Source organism: Cryobacterium sp. TMT4-31, assembly GCF_004403385.1.
In the GTDB taxonomy this organism is placed as follows: domain Bacteria; phylum Actinomycetota; class Actinomycetes; order Actinomycetales; family Microbacteriaceae; genus Cryobacterium; species Cryobacterium zongtaii.
In genome coordinates this window covers 45,107-66,211 of record NZ_SOGI01000066.1, presented here as the reverse complement: position 1 = coordinate 66,211, position 21,105 = coordinate 45,107, and the positions used below count along the sequence as shown (strand labels likewise).

Genomic DNA, 21,105 nt, shown 5'->3' with positions numbered 1-21,105 from the left:
CGTAGACTTGTGCGGTGATTCTTCAGGGCTTGATTCCGGCGCTTTCGCGTGCCTCCACGTTCGATGCCGCCCTCGCCTTTGCGGCCCGTGACGCCGACTTCTCGCTCACCGAGGGCCTCCGCGCCCCGCTGCTGGCCGCGCTGCTCGAGCAGCGCGACAGGTTGGACAAGGGCCGGGCGCTGTTGATCATCACCGCCACCGGCCGTGAGTCCGAGGCGCTGCGGGAGAACCTGGGCTGCTTCTCCGACGACGCCGAGATCGTCGAGTTCCCCGCCTGGGAGACCCTGCCGCACGAGAGGCTCAGCCCCAGTGCCGAGATCGTGGGCCGCCGCCTCTACGCCCTGAGGCGGATGCGCGACTGGGAGGCTGCGGATGCCGCCACCCGGCGTCCCCTCATCGTGGTGGCCTCGGTGCGCGCCGCCCTGCAGCCTGTGGCCGACAACCTCACCGACTACGACCCGCTCGAGCTCACGGCCGGCGGCCGCGGCCACGACCTCGCCGCCATCGCCGTCGACCTCGTCAACGTGGCGTACGCCCGAGTGGACATGGTCACCCGGCGCGGCGAGTTCGCCGTGCGCGGAGGCATCCTCGACGTGTTCCCGCCGATGGCCGCGCACCCGTACCGCATCGAGTTCTTCGGCGACGAGGTCGAGCAGATCCGCGCCTTCGCGGTCGCCGACCAGCGCTCGATGCCCGAACCCATCGAGTCGGTGACCCTGCCGCCCAGCCGCGAACTGCTGCTCAGCCCCGCCGTGCGCCAGCGCGCCCGGGAGATGCAACACGAGTTCCCCAGCCTGGCGGGTCTGCTCGCCAAGGTGGCCGAGGGCATCCCCGTCGAGGGCATGGAGAGCCTCGCGCCCGCCCTCGTCGACAGGCTGGTGCCCGTCACGCACTACCTGCCCCGCCAGGCCGCCGTCGCCGTGATCTCGCCGGAACGGGTCGCCTCCCGCGCCATCAGCCTCGCCGAGACCAACCGGGAGTTCCTCTCCGCCGCCTGGAACGCCGCCACCGCCGGCGCCGAGGCCCCCATCGACCTCGCCAGCGGTGACTTCCTCACCCTGGGCACCCTGCGCGACGCCGTGCGGTACTCGGCCCCCGGCGCCGGGGCCAGCGAACGGGTCTGGTGGACGTTGAGCTCCTTCCAGGCCGCGCCCACCGACATCCCGGTGCTGCCCGAACACCGCGAGATCGACGAACTGCTCACCATCCGCATCGAGGGCGACGCCGTGCCGAGCTTCGCCGGCAGCGTCGAGGGCGCCGTCGGGCACCTCTCCACGCGCCTCAAGGACGGTTGGACCGTCGCCGTCGTCGCGCAGGGCGCCGGCCTCGTCGACCGCGCCGCCGACGTCCTCTCCGGCGCCGAACTGCCCGCCCGCATCGTGGAGGAGTTCCCGGCGAACCCGGAACCGGGCATCGCCTACCTGATCAAGGCCTCCATCACTCACGGGTTCGAGATCCCGGAGACCAAGCTCACCCTGGTCAGCGAGAGCGAGTTCTACGGCCGCACCGTCGGTTACGACGCCCGCCAGATCAAGAAGCTCGCCAGTCGGCGCAAGAACGTCGTCGATCCGTTGCAGCTCAAGACCGGCGACCACGTCGTGCACCAGACCCACGGCATCGGCAAGTTCCTCGAACTCACCCAGCGTGAGGTCTCCAGCGGCGGCCGGAACCCGGTCAAGACCACCCGCGAATACCTGGTGCTCGAGTACGCGCCGTCCAAGCGCGGTCACGGCGGCGACAAGCTCTACGTGCCCACCGACCAGCTCGACCTGGTCTCCCGCTACGTCGGCGGCGAGGCACCCGCGCTGTCCAAGATGGGCGGCAGCGACTGGTCGGCCGCCAAGACAAAGGCCCGGCGGGCGGTGCGCGACATCGCCGTCGAACTCGTCAAGCTCTACTCGGCACGGATGGCCAGCAAGGGTCACGCATTCGGCCCTGACACGCCCTGGCAGCGTGAGCTCGAGGAGGCGTTCCCGTTCGCGGAGACGCCCGACCAGCTCACCACCATCGAGGAGGTCAAGGCCGACATGGAGCGGCCCATCCCGATGGACCGGTTGCTGTCCGGTGACGTGGGCTTCGGCAAGACCGAGGTCGCCGTCCGCGCAGCGTTCAAGGCCATCCAGGACGGCAAGCAGGTGGCCATGCTCGTGCCGACCACCCTGCTCGTGCGCCAGCACATGGAGACCTTCCAGGAGCGCTTCGCCGGGTTCCCCATCCACCTGCGGGCGCTCAGCCGGTTCCAGACCGACAAGGAATCCCGCGAGACCGTGGCCGGCATGCTCGACGGCACCGTCGACATGGTCATCGGCACCCACCGGCTGTTGTCGGAGAACACGATCTTCAAGGACCTCGGCCTGGTCATCATCGACGAGGAACAGCGTTTCGGTGTCGAGCACAAGGACGCTCTCAAGAAGCTCAAGACCAACGTCGACATCCTCGCCATGAGCGCCACGCCCATCCCGCGCACCCTGGAGATGGCCGTCACAGGCATCCGGGAGATGTCCACCCTGGCCACCCCGCCGGAGGACCGGCACCCGATCCTCACCTTCGTCGGGCCGTACTCCGACCGCCAGGTGGCCGCCGCCATCCGCCGCGAACTGCTTCGCGAGGGCCAGATCTTCTTCGTGCATAACCGCGTCTCCAGCATCAACCGGGTGGCCGCGCAGCTGGCCGAACTGGTGCCGGAAGCCCGCGTCGCCGTGGCGCACGGGCAGCTGCCGGAGGCGCAGCTGGAACAGGTGGTGGTGGACTTCTGGGAGAACAAGTTCGACATCCTGGTCTCCACGACCATCATCGAGACCGGCCTGGACATCGCCAACGCGAACACCATCATCATCGACAGGGCCGACAAGTACGGGCTCAGCCAGCTGCACCAGCTGCGCGGCCGGGTCGGCCGTGCCCGGGAGCGTGCATACGCCTATTTCCTCTACGACGAGAACAAGCCGCTCTCCGAGATCGCGCACGACAGGCTGGCCACCATCGCGGCCAACAACGAACTCGGCGCCGGCATGCAGGTGGCGCTGAAGGACCTCGAGATCCGCGGTGCGGGCAACCTGCTCGGCGGCGAGCAGGCCGGTCACATCGCCGGGGTCGGCTTCGACCTCTACCTGCGCATGATCGGCGAGGCCGTGTCGACCTTCCGCGGTGACGTGGCCGAGGGCCAGACGGAGCTGCGGCTGGAGCTGCCCGTGGACGCGCACATCCCCGAGGAGTACGTGGACAGCGAGCGGCTGCGCCTGGAGGCGTATCAGAAGCTCTCCGGCGCCAGCGGGCTCGCGGCCGCCGACGACCAGATCGGGCTCGTGCTCGAGGAGCTAACCGACCGCTACGGCGAACCGCCCGAAGCCGTCACCAACCTCATCGCCGTGTCCAGGCTGCGCAGGCACGCGCAACAGGCCGGCCTCGGTGAGGTCGTCGCGATGGGCTCCAACCTGCGGGTGGCGCCGGTCGACCTGGCCGACTCCATGCAGGTTCGGGTGCAGCGGATGTACCCGGGTGCCAAGTATTCGGCCGCGGCCGGGTCGATGATCGTGCCGCTGCCGCGCCTGAACGGCGAGCCGCTGGCCGACGCCGCCCTTATAGCGTGGACGGGCTCGCTGCTGGACGCGGTGTTTCCGCGGCCCGTCGATACTGCCGTGCCCGCGCACTGACCACGACGGCCGAGACCAGGATCGCGAAGCCCGAGCCCAGCAGCACGGCGAGGGTGGCCTCGTCGACCACCTCGACGCTGCCGGCGAAGGCGAGCGCGCCCATCAGCAGTGACACTGTGAAGCCGATGCCGCCCAGGCAGGCGACCATCACGATGTCGATGAATTTGAGCCCGGACCTGGACCCGTTGGGGCGCCGGGAGATCAGGCTACCCAGGCTCCCGGCCAGGGTGATGCCGATCAGCTTGCCCACCGGCAAGGCCACCAGGATGCCCCAAAACGCCGGGCTGAGCTCGGCCAGGCTCACCTGCGGGATGGCCACGAGGGCCGCCGAGAACGCGAACAGCGGCAGGATCACCGCGTTGGAGTACGGCTCGAGCACGTGGTGGGTGCGGCCACCGGGCACCCGGGCCATCACCAGGCCGAGGATCACGCCGGCGATGGTGGCGTGCACGCCGGAGAGATAGGTGAAGTACCAGGTGGCCACGCCGAGGACGATCAGCAGGACGATGATCGGCCAGACCGGCTTCCGGCCCAGCACCCACGGCGAACGCGGCTTGAGCAGCCGGCTGGTGACCCCGAAGAGGGTGGCCGTGATCGCCGCGAAGCCGATGTACTGCAGCTCGGGGTCCTGGGTGAAGAAAAACGCGATGATCAGGATCGCCACGAGGTCGTCGAGCACCGCCAGGGCCAGCAGGAACACCCGCACCCGGGTGGGGATCCCGCGGCCGAACACCGCCAGCACCCCCAGCGCGAACGCGATGTCGGTGGCCGTGGGCACCGGCCAGCCCGCGGCCAGCCCCGAGCCCTGGGTGAGCAGCAGGTAGATGCCGGCGGGAACCGCGACCCCGCCGAGCGCGGCGAGGGCGGGCAGCGCCGCCTTGCCGAAGCTGTTCAGGTCGCCGATCACCAGTTCGCGTTTGAGCTCGATGGCGATGAGGAAGAAGAAGATCGACAGCAGTCCGTCGCTGATCCAGTGCTTGGCCGACAGGTCCAGCCCGAACAGGCCGGTGTGCAGATGTTCGTTGGCCGCCTCGATCAGCGCCGGACCGAAGGCGAGATTGGCCATGATCAGGCCGAGCACACCGGCGAGAAGCAGGAACCCGGCGGCGTAGCGTTCGGAACGGATGAAAGTCATGGAGATCCTGTCCACCCACGGTAAAAGCGGGTCGGTCGTACGTCGTGAGCGAAACATTTCGCCCGCCGACCAGACTTCCCGGCACACCAGCGTTCAGTTTAGTCCCGCCGCCTACGATGGAGTGTGACCGAATACGCCCAGCCCACGCCATCCGCTTTCGACGAGCTCGTCGCCACGGTCGCCCGCCTGCGTGCGCAGGGCGGTTGCCCGTGGGACGCCGAGCAGACCCACGCGTCGCTCGTGCAGTACCTCACCGAGGAGACTCACGAGCTGATCGAGGCGATCGAGAGCGGCAGCCGCGACGACCTGCTGGAGGAGCTCGGTGACGTGCTCTACCAGGTGGTCTTCCACGCGAGCATCGCCGCCGAGACACCGGGGGAGGACTTCGACATCCAGGAGGTGGCCGCCCGGATGACTCGCAAGATGGTCGGCCGGCACCCGCACGTCTTCGCCGAGAGCGGCGCTCAGAAGACCACCGACGAGGTCATCGCCGGCTGGGATGACGTGAAGGCCGCCGAGAAGCCGCACCGCACCAGCGTGCTCGACGGCATACCGCAGGGCATGCCGGCGCTGGCGCTGGCCGACAAGGTGCTCGGCCGGGCCCAGAAGATCGGCCTGCTCGAGACGGATGCGCCCGCCCTGCTGCCCATCGACAGCGAGGCCGAGCTGGGCCCGATCCTGCTCGCCATCGTGTCCGCGGCCAAGGCCCAGGGGCTGGACTCCGAGCGGGCGCTGCGCACCGCGCTCCGCGACCTGCAGGACGAGATCCGCGCGGCCGAGCAGGAGAGCGGCGACGGGTCCTTCGGCGTGGCCGACGGCGACCCGGCCGACGCCGGCGTTATCGCGTTCCCCACCGCATAGCGCCAGGCGGTGCGGCCCGCTAACGTCGCAGCATGACCGAAACGACCTTCAACGCGCTCCTCACCCAGCAAATCGGCAACGAGTTCGCCGCGTCCCAGCAATACATCGCCATCGCCACCTGGTTCGACAGCCAGGATTTGCCCCAGCTGGCCGCACACTTCTACCGGCAGTCCGTAGAAGAGCGCAACCACGCGATGATGCTCGTGCAGTACCGGCTCGACCGGGGCCTGGAGGTCGTGATCCCCGGGATCCCCGCCGTGATCAACGGTTTCGCTGACATCGTCGAACCGATCGCGCTGGCCCTCGCGCAGGAACAGCAGGTCACCGCTCAGATCGAGGCGCTCTTCAAAGCCGCCCGCACCGACGGCGACGCCCTCGGCGAGCAGGCCATGCTCTGGTTCCTCAAGGAACAGGTCGAGGAGGTCGCCTCCATGTCGACCCTGTTGACCATCGCCAAGCGCGCCAAGGACAACCTGTTCGACATCGAGAACTTCATCGCCCGCGAGCAGGTCGGTGACGCCGGCGGCGACGCCGACGCGCCCGGAGCCGCCGGCGGCGCGATCTAACGCCGCGGCGGGGTCGGGCCGGGCGACCTGACAGAATTGGGGCATGGCAACAGCAGTGACCCCTCCCCGCGGCATGCGCGACTTCCTCCCGGCCGACAAGGCCACCCGCGAAAGGGCTCTGGGCATCATCCGCTCCAGCTTTGCCGCGCACGGTTTCGACGAGATCGAAACGCCCGTGATGGAAGACACCATCAGGCTGCACTCCGGCCTCGGCGGCGACAACGAGAAGCTCGGCTTCGCCGTGCTCAAGCGCGGAATCGGCCCGGCCGACCTCGTGACGGCCGCCGAGGCCGACGACCTGCTCTCCCTGGCCGACCTGGGGCTGCGCTTCGACCTCACGGTGCCGCTGGCCCGGTTCTACGCCAGCCACCGCGCCGAGCTGCCCACGGTGTTCCGCTCCATCCAGATCGCCCCGGTCTGGCGCGCCGAACGCCCGCAGAAGGGCCGCTACCGCCAGTTCGTGCAGTGCGACATCGACATCATCGGCGAGGCCGGCCCGCTTGCCGAGATCGAACTGATCACCGCCACCGTCGCAGCCCTGGACAACCTGGGCCTGACCGGCTGCTCGATCCGCATCAACGATCGCCGCATCCTCACCGCCATGCTCAGCACCTGGGGCGTGGCCGGCAACCTCACCGAACGCGCCCTGATCACCCTCGACAAGCTCGACAAGATCGGTGTGGACGGCGTCGTCACCGAGCTCGGCGGCCTCGGAATCGACACCACCGGCCTGGCCGACACCCTCGCCGGGTTCAGCGACGCCGGCTGGCCCGACCCGCAGGATGCGCCGGCCTGGCTGGACGCCGCCGCGTACGCCGACCTGTCCGCGCTGCGGGCCGCGCTGCCCGGAGTCGCGCTCGAGTTCGACCCCACCCTGGTGCGCGGGATGGGCTACTACACCGGAACCATCTTCGAGATCAAGCACCCCGACCTGGGCTACTCGCTGGGCGGCGGCGGCCGTTACGACGGCATGATCGGCCGGTTCCTCGGCACCGACGTGCCCGCCTGCGGCTTCTCGATCGGGTTCGAACGCATCGTCGACCTGCTCGCCGGCTCCGACGACGACACCGAGTCCGCCGTCCTGCTCGTTCACGAGAAGGATGCCGACCCGGCCGCCCTCGTCGCGCTCAAGACCGCCCTCGTGGCAGAGGGCCTCCGGGTGCGGCTGGACAAGCGCACCAAGAACCTCAAGGCTCTGCTCGAACGGGCCGGTGCCGCGGGTTACGGCCGGTTCGCGTTCGTGACCGATGACTCCGTCGAGCCCGACGACCTGGTCTTCAAGCCGCTGGCCGGCTGAACCGAGCACCGGCTGAACGGTTGATGTTCCGGCGGTGAACGGGACTTCAGTCCTGAGCGGGCCGGCGAACCGGTCACTAGACTGTTCTACGGACTGGAACACAGCGGCGTCTTCCTCAAAATCCACACGGACTTAGAATCCAAAAATCGATACACAGACAGACACAGGAGATAGTTGTGGCTCTTATTGACGCAGTTGTTGCACGCGAAATCCTCGACTCTCGGGGCAACCCGACCGTCGAGGTCGAGGTTTTGCTCGAGGACGGCACGCTGAGCCGTGCCGCCGTACCCTCAGGCGCCTCGACCGGCGCCTTCGAGGCCTACGAGCTGCACGACGGTGACAAGAAGCGTTACCTGGGCAAGGGCGTGCTCAAGGCCGTCGGCTCCGTCACCGACGAGCTCGGCCCGGCCGTCGAGGACCTCGACGCCGCCGACCAGCGCATCATCGACATGGTCCTCAACGAGACCGACGGCACCGTCAACAAGGAGCGCGTCGGCGCCAACGCCATCCTCGGCGTGAGCCTGGCCGTCGCCAAGGCCGCCGCCAGCTCGGCCGACCTGCCCCTCTTCCGCTACCTCGGCGGCCCGAACGCGCACACCCTGCCCGTTCCCATGATGAACATCATCAACGGTGGCTCGCACGCCGACAACGACGTCGACATCCAGGAATTCATGGTTGTCCCGCTCGGCGCCCCCACCTTCAGCGAGGGCCTGCGCTGGGGCGTTGAGGTCTACCACGCCCTCAAGGGCCTGCTGAAGAGCAAGGGCCTGGCGACCGGCCTCGGCGACGAGGGTGGCTTCGCCCCCAACCTGCCCAGCAACCGTGCGGCGCTCGACCTCATCGTCGAAGCCATCACGCTGGCCGGCTACACGCCCGGCACCGACATCGGCCTGGCGCTCGACTGCGCAGCCACCGAGTTCTTCAAGGACGGCGTCTACCACTTCGAGGGCAAGGAATTGACCTCCACCGAGATCGTCGCTTACTACGCCGAACTCCTCGAGGCGTACCCGCTCGTCTCCATCGAAGACCCGCTCGAGGAAGAGGACTGGGAAGGCTACGTCCACCTCACCGCTCAGCTCGGCGACAAGGTTCAGATCGTCGGAGACGACCTGTTCGTCACCAACCCGATCCGCCTGGCCAAGGGCCTCGAGATCAAGGCAGCGAACTCCATCCTCATCAAGGTCAACCAGATCGGCACCCTGACCGAGACGATGGACGCCGTCGCCCTCGCCCAGCGCGCCGGCTACACGACCGTCATCTCGCACCGCTCCGGTGAGACCGAAGACACCTTCATCGCCGACCTCGCGGTCGCCACGGATGCCGGCCAGATCAAGACCGGCGCCCCGGCCCGCAGCGAGCGCGTTGCCAAGTACAACCAGCTCCTGCGCATCGAAGAAGAACTCGGCGAGGCCGCGGTCTACGCCGGCCGTTCCGCGTTCCCGCGTTTCAAGGGCTAATCCCCTCTGAACCACCCGGGCTCCCCGCTCATCGGACATCGTCCGGGGCGGGGAGCTTTTTTTTGGGGCGTGCGCCACCGCCAGGCTGCGGGTTTGCACAGGATCCGGGTTCGCGGGCCGTGGCGAACGGTGCGGGCCGAAAGATCTGGCACTCTAGAACCGGGGCATTTCTGTGTGCCCCGGCGAGCATCACCCACCGAGCACCCGACGGGAGTCACCGTGACCTTCACCGGTTCTGGCATGACCCCACCGCGCCTGCCCAAACCGCGCCGGGCGAAGCCGCACAGTACCGAGTCCCGCGGTACCGAGTCCCGCGGTACCGAGTCCCGCGGTACCGAGTCCCGCGGAACCGAGTCCCGCGGAACCGAGTCCCGCGGAACCGAGCCCCGCCGGACCGAGCCCCGCCGAACAGAGCAGAGGGCGGTCAAACTCGCCACCGACGAGACCGCGGTGCGCAGCTGGCTCCGTGGCCTGCGATTGAGCGGATTCTCCTTCGTGATGATGGGTCTTCTGGTGCTCGCTGTCGTCGTGCTCGCGCCCAGTGTGCGCACCTACGCCGAACAGCGCAAACAAATCGACCAGCTCAGCGACACCGTCGCAGCGCAACAGGACTCGGTCGACGACCTCAAGGCGGAGCGGGAACGGTGGAACGACCGCACCTTCGTGACCACCCAGGCGCGGGACCGGCTCTCCTACGTGCTGCCCGGTGACATCAGTTTTCTCGTGATCAACGACAGCGGAGCCAGCGTCGAGGACGCCGCCGACACCGCACCCATCAGTACCGCCATCCAGGACACCGAAGTCGACTGGGTCGACTCCGTCTTCCGATCGGTGATGACATCCGCACTGGCCCCCCAGGAGGCAGCACAATGACCCGACCGCCCTTCGACCCCGCCTCCGAGGCCGACATCGCCACGGTCTCCGCGCAGCTCGGCCGCCCCGCCCGCAACGTGATCGGCATCGCCGCCCGCTGCACCTGCGGCGCGCCCACCGTCGTGGCCACGGCGCCGCGGCTGGAGGACGGCACCCCGTTCCCCACCCTGTACTACCTATCGCACCCCGCCGCCACGGCCGCGCTGTCGTTCCTGGAAGCCACCCAGGTGATGAACGAGTACAACCAGATGCTCGCCGACGACGAGGACCTGCGCGCCCACTACCGCGCCGCGCACGAAAGCTTCCTGGCCGATCGCGAGATGATCGGCGTGGTCCCCGAGCTCGCCGGCGTCTCCTCCGGCGGGATGCCGGTGCGGGTCAAGTGCCTGCACGCCCTGGCCGCGCACGCCCTGGCGGCCGGTCCCGGCGTCAACCCGATCGGCGACCTGGCCCTGCTGCGGGCCGCCTGGTCGCCCCAGGTGTGCGAGTGCCTGGACTACGCTCCGCCGGCGGTCCCGCCGGCCGACGCGTGACCGGCGCCGCGCGCCGCATCCTCACCGGCGTCGCGATCACCCTCGCGGCAGCCGTCGCGGTCGTGGGCGTCGTCGGCGACACCTCCGTCGCCCGCGCCGACCAGGTACGCGACCTCGAATACTGGCTGAATGACTACGGCTTCAGCCAAGCCTGGACCACCACCAAGGGAGCCGGCGTCACCGTCGCCGTCATCGACACCGGTGTCGACGGCAGCATCACCGAGCTCAACGGCGCCGTCGTCGGCGGCACCGACGTCTCCGGTGTCGGCTCGTCGAACGGCCAGACCCCGGTCGGCGCCGAGAACGAACACGGCACCCTGGTGGCATCCCTCCTCGCCGGCCGTGGCACGCCAACGGGCGGCGGCCTGATCGGCGTGGCGCCAGAGGCGTCCATCCTCGCCGTCTCGGTGGCGTTCGGCACCAGTGACGCCGTGCTCAGCAATGACGACCAGATCGCCGCGGGCATCCGGTGGGCCGTCGACAACGGCGCCGACGTGATCAACATGTCACTCACCCGCAACACCCTGGACTGGCCGACCAGTTGGGATGACGCGTTCATGTACGCGTTCGAAAACGACGTCGTGGTTGTCGCTGCGGCCGGCAACAGGGGCAGCGGAACGACCGAGGTCGGCGCCCCCGCCACCATTCCCGGCGTACTCACCGTCGCCGGTGTCGACCAGTCCAAGGAGGCCAGCTTCGACGCCTCCTCGCAGGGCATCACCATCGCCGTCGCCGCGCCCAGCGAGAAGCTCGTCGGTGTCGCGCCCGGCGGCGGCTACATGGAATGGAACGGCACCAGCGCGGCCGCGCCGATAGTCTCCGGGCTGGTGGCCCTGGTGCGCTCGGCCTACCCGAAGCTGGATGCCACCGAGGTGATGAACCGGATCATCGAGACCGCGAACCCGAACGGGCACACGGTGCCGAGCCCGATCTACGGCAACGGCCTGATCGACGCCGCCGCCGCGGTCTCCGCGTACGTGCCGAAGTCCACCTCCGCCACGCCCGCCGAGCTCCTGCAGGAGTGGATCACCCTGCACCGCCGTGCCGACGCCGCGCCGATGACGCCCACCACACCGGGAACTCCGGTGCCCGTTGTCCCGGATGCCGACCCGCCCCTGCCGGAGCAGAACAGCGCCGCCGGCTGGCTGCCCAGCCCACTCACCCTCACCTATGTCAGCGTGCCGCTCGCCGTCCTGGTGGGTTTTGCTATCCTAGTAACGCTGTTCGGCATTGGGGCCACGCGGCATTTCAAGCGAATTCGTTCTCATCTCTAAACTTTCGCGTATCCAATCCCTGTAGGAGGCCTTCTAATCGTGCCCAAAATTCTCATCGTCGGTGGCGGCTACGCGGGTTTTTATACCGCCTGGAAGCTTGAGAAGTGGTTGCGTCCCGGCGAGGCCGAGGTCACCATGGTCGATCCGCTGCCGTACATGACCTACCAGCCGTTCCTCCCCGAGGTGGCCGCCGGATCCATCGATCCGCGTCACTCGGTCGTGGCCCACCGTCGCCACCTCAAGAAGACCAATGTGCTCACCGCCAAGGTCACCAACGTGAACCACGCGGAAAAGAAGGCCACCATCACGCCGCCGGTCGGCGAACCGTGGGTCTTCGACTACGACATCATCGTGGTCACCGCCGGCGCCGTGTCGCGCACCTTCCCGATCCCCGGGGTCGCGGACCAGGCCATCGGCCTGAAGACCATCGAGGAAGCCGTCGCGATCCGCGACACCGTCCTCACCAACTTCGACAAGGCAGCCCAGCTGCCCGCCGGCCCCGAGCGCGACCGCCTGCTGACCTTCGTGGTCATCGGTGGCGGCTTCGCCGGCATCGAGGTGTTCGCCGAGCTGCGCTCCTTCGCCAGCTCGCTGCTCACCAAGTACCCGCAGATCGCCTTCGAGGACACGCACTTCCACCTCATCGAGGCAATGGGTCGCATCATGCCGGAGGTGAGCGAAACCACCGCGCTGTGGGTCATCAAGAACCTCGCCGAGCGTGGTGCAGAGGTGCACCTGAACACCCAGCTCACCTCCGCCGTCGACGGCAAGATCGAGCTCTCCACCGGGGAGTCCTTCGAGACCGACCTGATCGTCTGGACCGCCGGCGTCATGGCGAACCCCGGCATCGTGCGCAACACCGACCTCCCGGTCGAAGAGCGCGGCCGACTGCGTGTGCGCGCCGACCTGCGTGTCGGCACCGAGGACGAGATCGTCGTCGACGCCTGGGCCGCCGGTGACATCACCGCGGTTCCCGACCTCTCCGGCGGCGGCGTCGGCGGCTTCTGCGTGCCGAACGCCCAGCACGCCGTGCGCCAGGGCAAGCTCATGGCCAAGAACATCGTCGCGGTCCTCCGCGGTGAGGGCCCCGCGGACTACAACCACAAGAACCTCGGAGCCGTCGCCGGTCTCGGTGTGGGCGTCGGAGCATTCCAGTCCGGCAAATTCGCCCTCAAGGGTTTCCCGGCCTGGATCGCCCACCGCGGCTACCACGGCCTGGCCATGCCGAGCTGGGAGCGCAAGATCCGCGTCGTCGGAGGTTGGGTCCTGAACGTCTTCCTGGGCCGCGACATCGTGTCGCTCGAGGCCGTGCAGACGCCTCGCGCCGTGTTCCAGGAGTTCGCGTCCCGTCCGAAGCCGCCGGCAGCCGCACCCGCGGTCGTCGCCCCGGCCGCGGTCAAGGCCCCGCGTGCACCGCGCAAGGCCCCGGTCAAGAAGCCCGTCGTCGAGGTCGCCGCTGCCGAGTCCGGCACGGAGACCATCGCAGCACCGTAGAGTCACCGGTGGATGCCGCACTCCGGTGCGGCATCCACTCGTGATGCCCGGCTAGTCCGGGCGTGCCCCCGTAGCCCAACCGGCAGAGGCAGGCGACTTAAAATCGTCACAGTCTGGGTTCGAATCCCAGCGGGGGCACCAGGAATCACCCGGCGCGGCGCGCCTCAGCGTCGGCCCGGCAGTACGAAGCGCTGCCACGCCCAGGCGGCCACGCTGACCACGGCGAAGCCTGTCGCCACCACCCAGAGCAGCATCGCGGTGCCGGTGCCCGTCCAACGCGGAAGCATGGGCGAGAGCAGCGTGAACAGGGTGAGGAAGGCCGGCACCGTCAGGGCGGCCCAGATCGGCGGCGACCAGGCCAGGATGCTGCGTCCACTCGTATTCCCGATCGGAATGAGCACGAGCACGGCCGAGCCGATCGAGGCCAGCACGACGGTGTTCGCGACCTCAGCGGCCAGGGTGCTGAGGAAACCGTCGGCCGCCGGTAGGGTGCCGACGACCAGCAGCGACGCCAGTCCCAGGGCGAACAGGCTGCCGGCCCGGATGGCGGCCAACTGGCCCCGTTGGGCCAGGCCGGGCCCCGCGCCCACGACGACGCTGCCCAGCAGGCCGAAGAGCAGGGCGGGCTGGAGCTCGAACAGTCTGGAGGCGAGCGCGGTGACGGCGACGACCGCGAGGTACCGCGGCAGGATCGTCGTGGTCACCTCGATGTGCAGCGCCCTGGACCCCCACCACTGCGGCACCAGGGCGGCCACGGCGTTCACCACCACGAGGGCGAGAACCACGGCCAGCAGCAGCCGGAGATAGGCCGGCGTCGCGGACACCGGGCCAGACAACAGGACGAACACGGCGGCGGCGACGACGGTGCCGCCGTAGGCCACCCAGCGGTTGACCTGCAGGGTGGGGGCGACCTCGAATTCCTCACCGGCGCGGTTGCGGCCGGCGAGCTGGTGGCCGCGAAGGAGCGGCCGGCCGTCTCGCGCCCGGGTGATGGTGCCGGCCAGCAGCCGGGCCGGAATCACGAGCAGCAGCAGGGCTCCCAGCGTGAGCATCGCCGCCTGCAGCCAAGGGAATTGCGCCACGGTCCAGGGCGGGATCACCGCGGTGCTGAACTGGGTGGGGTCGTTCCAGCCGCCTCCTGGCACGGTCAGCTCGGGCGGTGCGGCGGCGTCGCCGTCGTTGGGGGCGGCGGGCAGCGGGCTGGGCGAACCGCTGCCCGGTGTGGCCGTGGGGGTCGCCAGTGCGGTCGCCGTCGGGGCAGGCACGACGGGCGGGGCGGCGGTCGGTGTCGGTGCCGGTGCGGGCGCCGCGGTCGCGGCACCGAAGGTCACCCGGATCGCCGAGCTGCCGGGGCTCACATTGCCGGCGGCATCCTGCTGCACGGCGCGCAGGTCGTACGAGCCGTTCGCAATGCCGGACCCTGTGCACGACCAGGTGCCACCGGACACGACGGCGCTGCAGACCGAGTAGGCGCCGGCGAAGACCGTGACGGTGGCCCCGTTCTCGCCCCGCCCGGAGAACGGCCCGGCGGCGGAGGTCAGCGTGGCGTCGGCGGCGGGACTCGTCACGACGGGCGCGGCCGGGGCGTCGACGTCGAAGGTCAGGCTGATCGGATCGCTTGCCGGCGACGACTCCGGGGCGCTGAACGAGGTCTGCTGTGAGGCGGTGATTTGCTGCGCCCCGCTCGACACTGCGCCCTCCAGCAGGCAGGCCCACACCCCGGAGGTGTCGACGGTGAACGAACAGCTCGCTCCCGCGGCGAGAGTGGCGGTGACGGTGGCGCCGGGATAGCCGGTGCCGCGCACCATCCCGCTCGAAGAGGAATGGCCGGTCGAGCCGCCCGTGATCGTCGGGGCCTGCAGCACCCGCACGGTGTGGACCGCCGCGAGGGCGGAGTCCCCGGGCACCTCCGCCCGCAGGTCGACGGCGGGTCCGCTGGGCAGGACCACTCCGGGGCACTGCCAGGTGGACGACCCGTCGGCGGCGACGGTGCACAGCGGAGCACCGCCGGTGGGGGAGAGCAGCTGAATGTCGTGTGTGGGGTCACGGGTGCCGGAGACGGTGACGCTCCCGGCCACGAAGGCGTTGGCGCCGGGGCTGTCGATGGTGGGCGCGGCGGGGGCGGGCGGAGCCGGCGACTCGGACGGCGTCTCCGCTGGTGACTCTGACGGCGAGTCTGGCTCCGACGGCGCCAGCGAGGCGTCGGGAGTCGTGGTTTCGGCGGGTGCCGGTTCGGTCGCGGTGGCAGGCGCCGTCTCGGTCGTGACGGCCATGGCCGGTTGGACCGCACCGGCGAGCGGGCCGATCAGCACGGTGCCGACCAGAGCCGCGAGCAGGATCCCGAACGAGGCCACCCGCGTGCGTGTGGGTCGCCGAAGACCCCGACCGGTTCGTGTGTTCGACCCGTGCGCGCTGAAACGGCGTGACCTCTGCAATGGACTCCCTCAGACCATTCCATGGGCCATGGCCAGGAATGTCAATGTGGCGCGCCCGACCGAGGAGATCCTGCGCCATAATGTGCACTGGGTCAACTGCCCCACTATTCGACGTTAACGACGCAGGACAAGGTGACCAGGTGACACGCATTCCCGCCGCGGACCGGCGCAGCGCCCTGGTGCGTGCCGCGTTACGGGTCGTCGCCGACCGGGGCGTGGCCCAGGCCACCACTCGGGCTATCGTGGCCGAGGCCGGGATGTCGCTGGCAAGCTTCCACTACGCCTTCCAGAGCCGCGACGAGCTGATGGTCGAACTCATCAGGCACGTCGTGGCTGAGGAAGCCACCGCCGTGCTACCTGAGCCGTCCAGCACGGAATCGCAGGGACAGGACGACATCCAGTCGCTGCGGCAGATCCTGCGCGACGGACTGCAACGCTACGCCGATCACATGAGCCGCGACCCCCTGAGAGAGAAGGCCATGCTCGAACTCACCCAGTACGCCCTCAGGTCCCCGGGGTTGCACCACCTCGCCGTGGCCCAGTACGAGCGCTACCACGCCCTCGCGGCCGAGGCGCTGGACACCGCGGCCCGGCGAAGCGGCTCGGTCTGGCAGCATCCCGTCGGCGAGGTGGCCCGCCTTCTCGTCTCCCTCACCGACGGCCTCACCATCGCCTGGCTGGTGGATCGGGATGACACCGCCACCGCCACCCTGCTCGATTTCGCCGCGGACTCCGTCGCCGCGCTGGGCCGGCCCGCATGAGCCTCGACCTCTCACCGCGGCCGACCGGTCCGGCTGCCACGCCCTGGCTCGACCCGCAGCAGTACTGGCCGGACCTGACCGAGGCCACCCGGGGCCTGGACACCCCCGTGGGGGCGCTGCACCTCGGGGCCCTGCGGCACAACACCCACGACATGCTCGGCCGCGCCCAGGGCACCCCGATCCGGGTGGCCAGCAAGTCACTGCGGGTACGCGGCGTGCTCGACGCCGTGCTCGCCCTGCCCGGCTACCGCGGCATTCTCGCCTTCACCCTGGCCGAGGCCCTCTGGCTCGCCCAGACCCACGACGATATCGTGGTCGGCTACCCCAGCGTCGACAGGGCGGCGCTTCACACGCTGGCCCGCTCGGCCGACCTGGCCGCCCGAGTGACCCTGATGGTGGACTCGATCGACCACCTCGACATCGTCGACGCCGTGCTCGCGCCGTCGCAGCGTGAACGCATCCGGGTCTGCCTCGAACTGGACGCGTCCTGGAACGCGCCGGTGCTCGGCCACCTGGGGGTGTGGCGCTCGCCCGTGCACACGCCGGAGCACGCCAGGGCCCTGGCCCTGGCCATCGTCTCCAGGCCCGGCTTCGAGCTGGTCGGGCTGATGGCGTATGAGGCGCAGATCGCCGGTCTCGGCGACAGACCCCCTGGCCACCCCGTGCAGGGCGGGCTGAACCGGTGGGTGCGCAATCGGTCGATCGTCGACATCACGGCCCGGCGCGCCGCGGCGGTCGCCGCGGTGCGGCAGGTCGCCGACCTGGAATTCGTCAACGGCGGCGGCACCGGCTCGCTGGAGAGCACCCACGCCGACACTTCGGTGACCGATATCGCGGCCGGGAGCGGTTTTTTCGGCGGCCACCTGTTCGACAGCTACTCGGGCTTCCGGCCGGCACCGGCCGCCGCATTCGCCCTGTCGGTTGTGCGGAAGCCCACCGCGCAGACGGCGGCCTTGCTCGGCGGCGGCTGGATCGCCTCCGGTCCGCCGGGGGCGGATCGCTCACCGCGCCTGGTCTGGCCGGAGGGTCTGAGCCTGGTGCCGCGCGAGATGGCGGGGGAGGTGCAGTCACCGGTCACCGGGTCTGCCGCCGCCGCACTGCGGGTCGGCGAGCGTGTCTGGATGCGGCACACCAAGTCCGGCGAACTCAGCGAACATCTCAACGAATTCGCGCTGGTCGAGGACGGTATCGTGGTCGACATGCTGCCGACCTACCGAGGCGAAGGCAAGGCCTTCCTGTGACGGCCAGCGGCGCCCGCTGGCAGAACTGGGCACGCAGCGAGTCCGTCGTGCCGGTCAGGGTGGAGCGGCCGACCAGCGCGGCCGCCACGCAACGCGCCGTGCTCGCCGCTGTGAAATCGGGCGTCAGGATCAAGGCCGTCGGTTCCGGACACAGTTTCTCGGGCATCGCGGTTTCGCCCGGCGTGCAACTGGACCTGGCCTGGGGCGGGTTGATCGACGTCGACGAGGCCACGGCCAGGGTGACCATCGCCGCCGGCACCCGCCTGCACCAGCTGCCCGCGCTGCTGGCCCCCTACGGGCTCGCTCTGGAGAATATGGGCGACATCGACAGGCAGACCATCGCCGGAGCCACCTCGACCGGCACGCACGGCACCGGCGGCGCCTTTGCCGGCCTCGCCGCCCAGATCGTCGCCGTGACGCTGGTCACCGGCGACGGTTCGGTGCTGCGCGTCACCGAGACCGAGAATCCCGAGCTGCTACCCGCGGTGCGACTGGGGCTCGGCGCCCTGGGTATCCTCGTGGACCTCACCATCCAGTGCGTGCCGGCTTTTCTCCTGCACGCCGTCGACGCACCGGAGCCGTTCGAGGTCGTTCTGGACGGCTACCTCGAGCGCAGCACCTCGGCCGACCACTTCGAGTTCTACTGGTTCCCGCACACCGAGACCGCCCTCACCAAGACCAACACCCGGCTGCCGCCGCGCACCGGCCGGGACCCGCTGGGCCGGCTGAACCGCTGGGTCGACGACGAACTGCTCGGCAACGCGGTGTTCCGCGCCACCTGCGCGGCGGGAGTGGTCCTGCCGCCGCTGGTGCCCAGGGTCAACCGCCTCGTGGAACGGCTCACCGGCCGCCGCGACGTCACCGACCACTCGCATCGGGTTTACGTCACGAACCGCACCGTGCGATTCCACGAGATGGAGTACGCGCTGCCGCGCCAGGCGGTGCCGGACGCGCTCCGCGAGGTGCGCGCCCTCATCCAGAAGCGCGGCTGGCGCATCTCCTTCCCCCTCGAAGTACGCTCGAGCGCGGCCGACGATGTCTGGCTCTCCACCGGCTACGGCCGAGACACCGGCTACATCGCCGTGCACAGGTACTTCCGCGAGAACCCGCAGAAGTACTTCGCCGACGTCGAGGCGATTATGCGCGCGCACGACGGTCGCCCACACTGGGGGAAGATGCACAACCTGGACGCGGACACGCTCCGCCAGGTCTACCCGCGCTTCGACGACTTCCTCGCCGTGCGGGACCGGCTCGACCCGGAGCGTCGATTCACCAACCGTTACCTGGAAAGAGTTCTTGGGCCATGAGCAGCAACACCCCGGCGTCCCGCGCCTGGCAGCACCGGGCCGCCGAACTGGGCGATCGGCTCCCCACCGGTTTTCAGATCGGCACGGCCACCTCGGCCTTCCAGATCGAGGGCGGCGCGCGTGACGGCGGCCGCGGCGAATCCCATTGGGATGCCTTCACCCGCGAGCCCGGCCGCATCCTGGACGGCCAGAACGCGTCGGTCGCCGCCGACCACATCGGCAAGCTGACCGAGGACGTCACCCTGCTGCGGGAGTTGGGCGCAGACAGCTATCGGTTCTCCTTCGCCTGGCCGCGCCTGCAACCCGACGGTCGTGGGACGCTGAACCGGTCGGGTCTGGCGTTCTACGACAGGCTGCTCGATCAGCTGCTCGGCAACGGCATCAGCCCGATGGCAACCCTGTCGCACTGGGACACCCCCGCTGCGCTCCGTGGCGGCTGGCTGAACCGTGACACCGCGATGAGATTCGGCGATTACGCCCACGAGATGGGTGCGGTCTTCGGCGACCGCATCGACCGGTGGGTCACCATCGCCGACCCGGCGACGGTGATGTTCAACGGCTACATGATCGGCGTGCACGCCCCGGGCCAGGCCCTCTTGTTCGACGCGTTACCGGCCGGCCACCACCAGCTGCTCGGTCACGGCCTCGCCGTGCAGGGGCTGCGCGCCGCCGACGTGCGCGGCGGGATCGGCCTCGCCAATGTGCACTCGCCGGTGCAGAGCGCCACCGACCGGGAAGCCGACCGTGACGCCGCGGCCCTCTACGACCTGCTGCACAACCGGCTCTTCGCCGATCCGGTGCTGCTCGGCCGCTATCCGGACCCCGTCGGGGTGTTCGAGAACGAGCTGCGCTACCTGCACGAGATCGAACCCGACGACCTGCGCACGATCCACCAGCCGCTGGACTTCTACGGCGTCGAGTACTTCCAGCCCAGCCGGGTTGCGGCCGGAGCGGCCAAACCGGTACGCGCGCCCGAGGACCGTCCCGCAGAGGAACGCCCGATGAGCAGCCGGTTGCCGTTCCACCTGACCTCGTTCCGCGAGCATCCGGTCACCGGGTTCGGCTGGCCGAACGCACCCGAGTACCTGCCGGTGCTGCTGGCCGAATTGCAGGACCGCTACGGCGAGGCCCTGCCGCCGGTCTACCTCACCGCGGGCGGCGCGAGCTATCCCGACACAGCGGATGTCCGTGGCGCGGTGACCGACCTGGCCCGCATCGACTACCTGGCCGAGCACCTCGTCGCGGCCGTGGACGCCGTCGCGCCCGGCGGACCGGCCGAGGGGGTTGACCTTCGCGGCTATCTGGTCTGGTCGCTGCTGGACGGCTTCGAATGGGCGGCCGGCTACACCCAACGCTTCGGCCTGGTCCACGTGGACTTCACCGACCCCGCCCGCAAGCGCACCCCCAAACTCTCCTACCGCTGGCTCCAGGAAGTCCTCAGCGCAAGATAGGTTCGCGAGGTGTGAGATAAGCCCCAAAAACCGGCCCGGATGGGTGCTTTTCTCACACTTAGCGGACCCGGGCGGGATGATTCCTTGGAGTGTGATGGGAAGCACATGGGAGCCCCAGCGGGCTTCGTTATGATGGGGCTCGAACACGTATCGCCCAGGTCAAATCGCAAGGAGACGCTGCCATGGAATGGCTCATCCCGGTCCTCATCGTCGTCGCACTCGTTGCGATCGCGGGTATCTACCTGTGGGCGACCTACAACTCGCTCATCACCCTCAAGGTGCGGGTGGATGAAGCGTGGAGCGATATCACTGTGCAGCTCAAGCGCCGTGCCGACCTCATCCCCAATCTGATCGAAACCGTCAAGGGCTACGCGGCTCACGAGAAGTCGGTTTTCGAGAACGTGACCAAGGCGCGCGCCGAGACTCTCTCCGCGCAGGGCCCGGTGGACGCCGCCGCGGCCGAGAACCACATGCAGACGGCCCTGAAGAGCATCTTCGCCGTCGCCGAGGCGTACCCGCAGCTGCAGGCCAGCCAGAACTACCTGCAGTTGCAGGGCGAGCTGGTCGACACCGAAGACAAGATCCAGGCCTCCCGCCGGTTCTACAACGGTGGCGTGCGCGAGCTGAACACCAAGATCCAGGTCTTCCCGAACCACCTGTTCGCGAAGAACCTCGGCTTCAGCCAGCGCGAGTTCTTCGAGGTCAGCGACGCCGCGGCCATCGCCGAACCGCCTCGCGTGCAGTTCTAGCCGCCACACCTGTAACCGCAG

The 21,105-nt window shown here is 69.4% G+C and carries 16 protein-coding genes and 1 tRNA gene; 15 read left to right on the top strand and 2 right to left on the bottom strand.

Features of this window, described 5'->3' with window-relative positions; translation table 11 throughout:
- Positions 1-14: 14 nt before the first annotated feature.
- Positions 15-3,650, top strand: a complete 3,636-nt coding sequence (mfd, locus tag E3T19_RS15980; protein WP_103429772.1) for a transcription-repair coupling factor — start codon at positions 15-17, stop codon at positions 3,648-3,650.
- On the opposite strand, the gene E3T19_RS15975 is transcribed toward mfd, so the two are convergent.
- Positions 3,577-4,785 (bottom strand): Na+/H+ antiporter NhaA, encoded by a 1,209-nt coding sequence (locus tag E3T19_RS15975; RefSeq protein WP_134409332.1) that lies wholly within the window; start codon positions 4,783-4,785, stop codon positions 3,577-3,579. The genes mfd and E3T19_RS15975 overlap by 74 nt on opposite strands.
- Positions 4,786-4,908: 123 nt before the next feature.
- Here E3T19_RS15975 and E3T19_RS15970 point away from each other — a divergent pair, with 123 nt between their 5' ends.
- The 9 genes from E3T19_RS15970 to E3T19_RS15930 all read left to right on the top strand — a co-directional run bounded on the left by E3T19_RS15970 (position 4,909) and on the right by E3T19_RS15930 (position 13,281).
- Positions 4,909-5,646, top strand: coding sequence for a MazG family protein (locus tag E3T19_RS15970; RefSeq protein WP_134409331.1), 738 nt, complete (start codon positions 4,909-4,911; stop codon positions 5,644-5,646).
- Between the two features lie 32 nt (positions 5,647-5,678).
- Positions 5,679-6,212: a ferritin gene (locus tag E3T19_RS15965; RefSeq protein ID WP_088456723.1), complete on the top strand. Its 534-nt coding sequence runs from the start codon at positions 5,679-5,681 to the stop codon at positions 6,210-6,212.
- 43 nt (positions 6,213-6,255) lie between these two features.
- Complete coding sequence (gene hisS / locus E3T19_RS15960; RefSeq protein WP_103461583.1) at positions 6,256-7,509, top strand: histidine--tRNA ligase; 1,254 nt, start codon at positions 6,256-6,258, stop codon at positions 7,507-7,509.
- Between the two features lie 176 nt (positions 7,510-7,685).
- Complete coding sequence (eno, locus tag E3T19_RS15955) at positions 7,686-8,966, top strand: phosphopyruvate hydratase (protein WP_088456721.1); 1,281 nt, start codon at positions 7,686-7,688, stop codon at positions 8,964-8,966.
- Between the two features lie 240 nt (positions 8,967-9,206).
- Positions 9,207-9,839, top strand: a complete 633-nt coding sequence (locus E3T19_RS15950; RefSeq protein ID WP_134409330.1) for a septum formation initiator family protein — start codon at positions 9,207-9,209, stop codon at positions 9,837-9,839.
- Positions 9,836-10,372, top strand: a complete 537-nt coding sequence (locus E3T19_RS15945) for a DUF501 domain-containing protein (protein ID WP_088456719.1) — start codon at positions 9,836-9,838, stop codon at positions 10,370-10,372. The genes E3T19_RS15950 and E3T19_RS15945 overlap by 4 nt, the downstream gene beginning before the upstream one ends.
- Positions 10,321-11,646: a S8 family serine peptidase gene (locus tag E3T19_RS15940; protein ID WP_370028145.1), complete on the top strand. Its 1,326-nt coding sequence runs from the start codon at positions 10,321-10,323 to the stop codon at positions 11,644-11,646. Before E3T19_RS15945 ends, E3T19_RS15940 begins: the two co-directional genes overlap by 52 nt.
- 39 nt (positions 11,647-11,685) lie before the next feature.
- Positions 11,686-13,140, top strand: a complete 1,455-nt coding sequence (locus tag E3T19_RS15935; RefSeq protein WP_103429767.1) for an NAD(P)/FAD-dependent oxidoreductase — start codon at positions 11,686-11,688, stop codon at positions 13,138-13,140.
- 64 nt (positions 13,141-13,204) lie between these two features.
- A tRNA-Leu gene (locus E3T19_RS15930) sits at positions 13,205-13,281 on the top strand.
- Positions 13,282-13,304: 23 nt separating this feature from the next.
- Here E3T19_RS15930 and E3T19_RS19575 read toward each other — a convergent pair.
- Positions 13,305-15,494 carry an Ig-like domain-containing protein gene (locus tag E3T19_RS19575; protein ID WP_134409329.1) on the bottom strand — a complete coding sequence of 730 codons (2,190 nt, stop codon included), beginning with the start codon at positions 15,492-15,494 and terminating at the stop codon, positions 13,305-13,307.
- Between the two features lie 221 nt (positions 15,495-15,715).
- On the opposite strand from E3T19_RS19575, the gene E3T19_RS15920 reads away from it, so the two are divergent.
- From E3T19_RS15920 to E3T19_RS15900, 5 genes are all read left to right on the top strand, one after another.
- A complete protein-coding gene (locus E3T19_RS15920; protein WP_166788904.1) occupies positions 15,716-16,336 on the top strand; it encodes a TetR/AcrR family transcriptional regulator in 621 nt (206 codons plus the stop codon).
- Positions 16,333-17,577, top strand: coding sequence for an alanine racemase (locus E3T19_RS15915; protein WP_088456715.1), 1,245 nt, complete (start codon positions 16,333-16,335; stop codon positions 17,575-17,577). The genes E3T19_RS15920 and E3T19_RS15915 overlap by 4 nt, the downstream gene beginning before the upstream one ends.
- Positions 17,574-18,884: a D-arabinono-1,4-lactone oxidase gene (locus E3T19_RS15910; RefSeq protein ID WP_088456714.1), complete on the top strand. Its 1,311-nt coding sequence runs from the start codon at positions 17,574-17,576 to the stop codon at positions 18,882-18,884. Before E3T19_RS15915 ends, E3T19_RS15910 begins: the two co-directional genes overlap by 4 nt.
- Entirely contained in the window at positions 18,881-20,335 is a 1,455-nt protein-coding gene (locus E3T19_RS15905; RefSeq protein ID WP_134409327.1) for a glycoside hydrolase family 1 protein, read from the top strand. The genes E3T19_RS15910 and E3T19_RS15905 overlap by 4 nt, the downstream gene beginning before the upstream one ends.
- A 182-nt stretch (positions 20,336-20,517) precedes the next feature.
- Entirely contained in the window at positions 20,518-21,084 is a 567-nt protein-coding gene (locus E3T19_RS15900; RefSeq protein ID WP_088456712.1) for a LemA family protein, read from the top strand.
- Positions 21,085-21,105 lie beyond the last annotated feature (21 nt).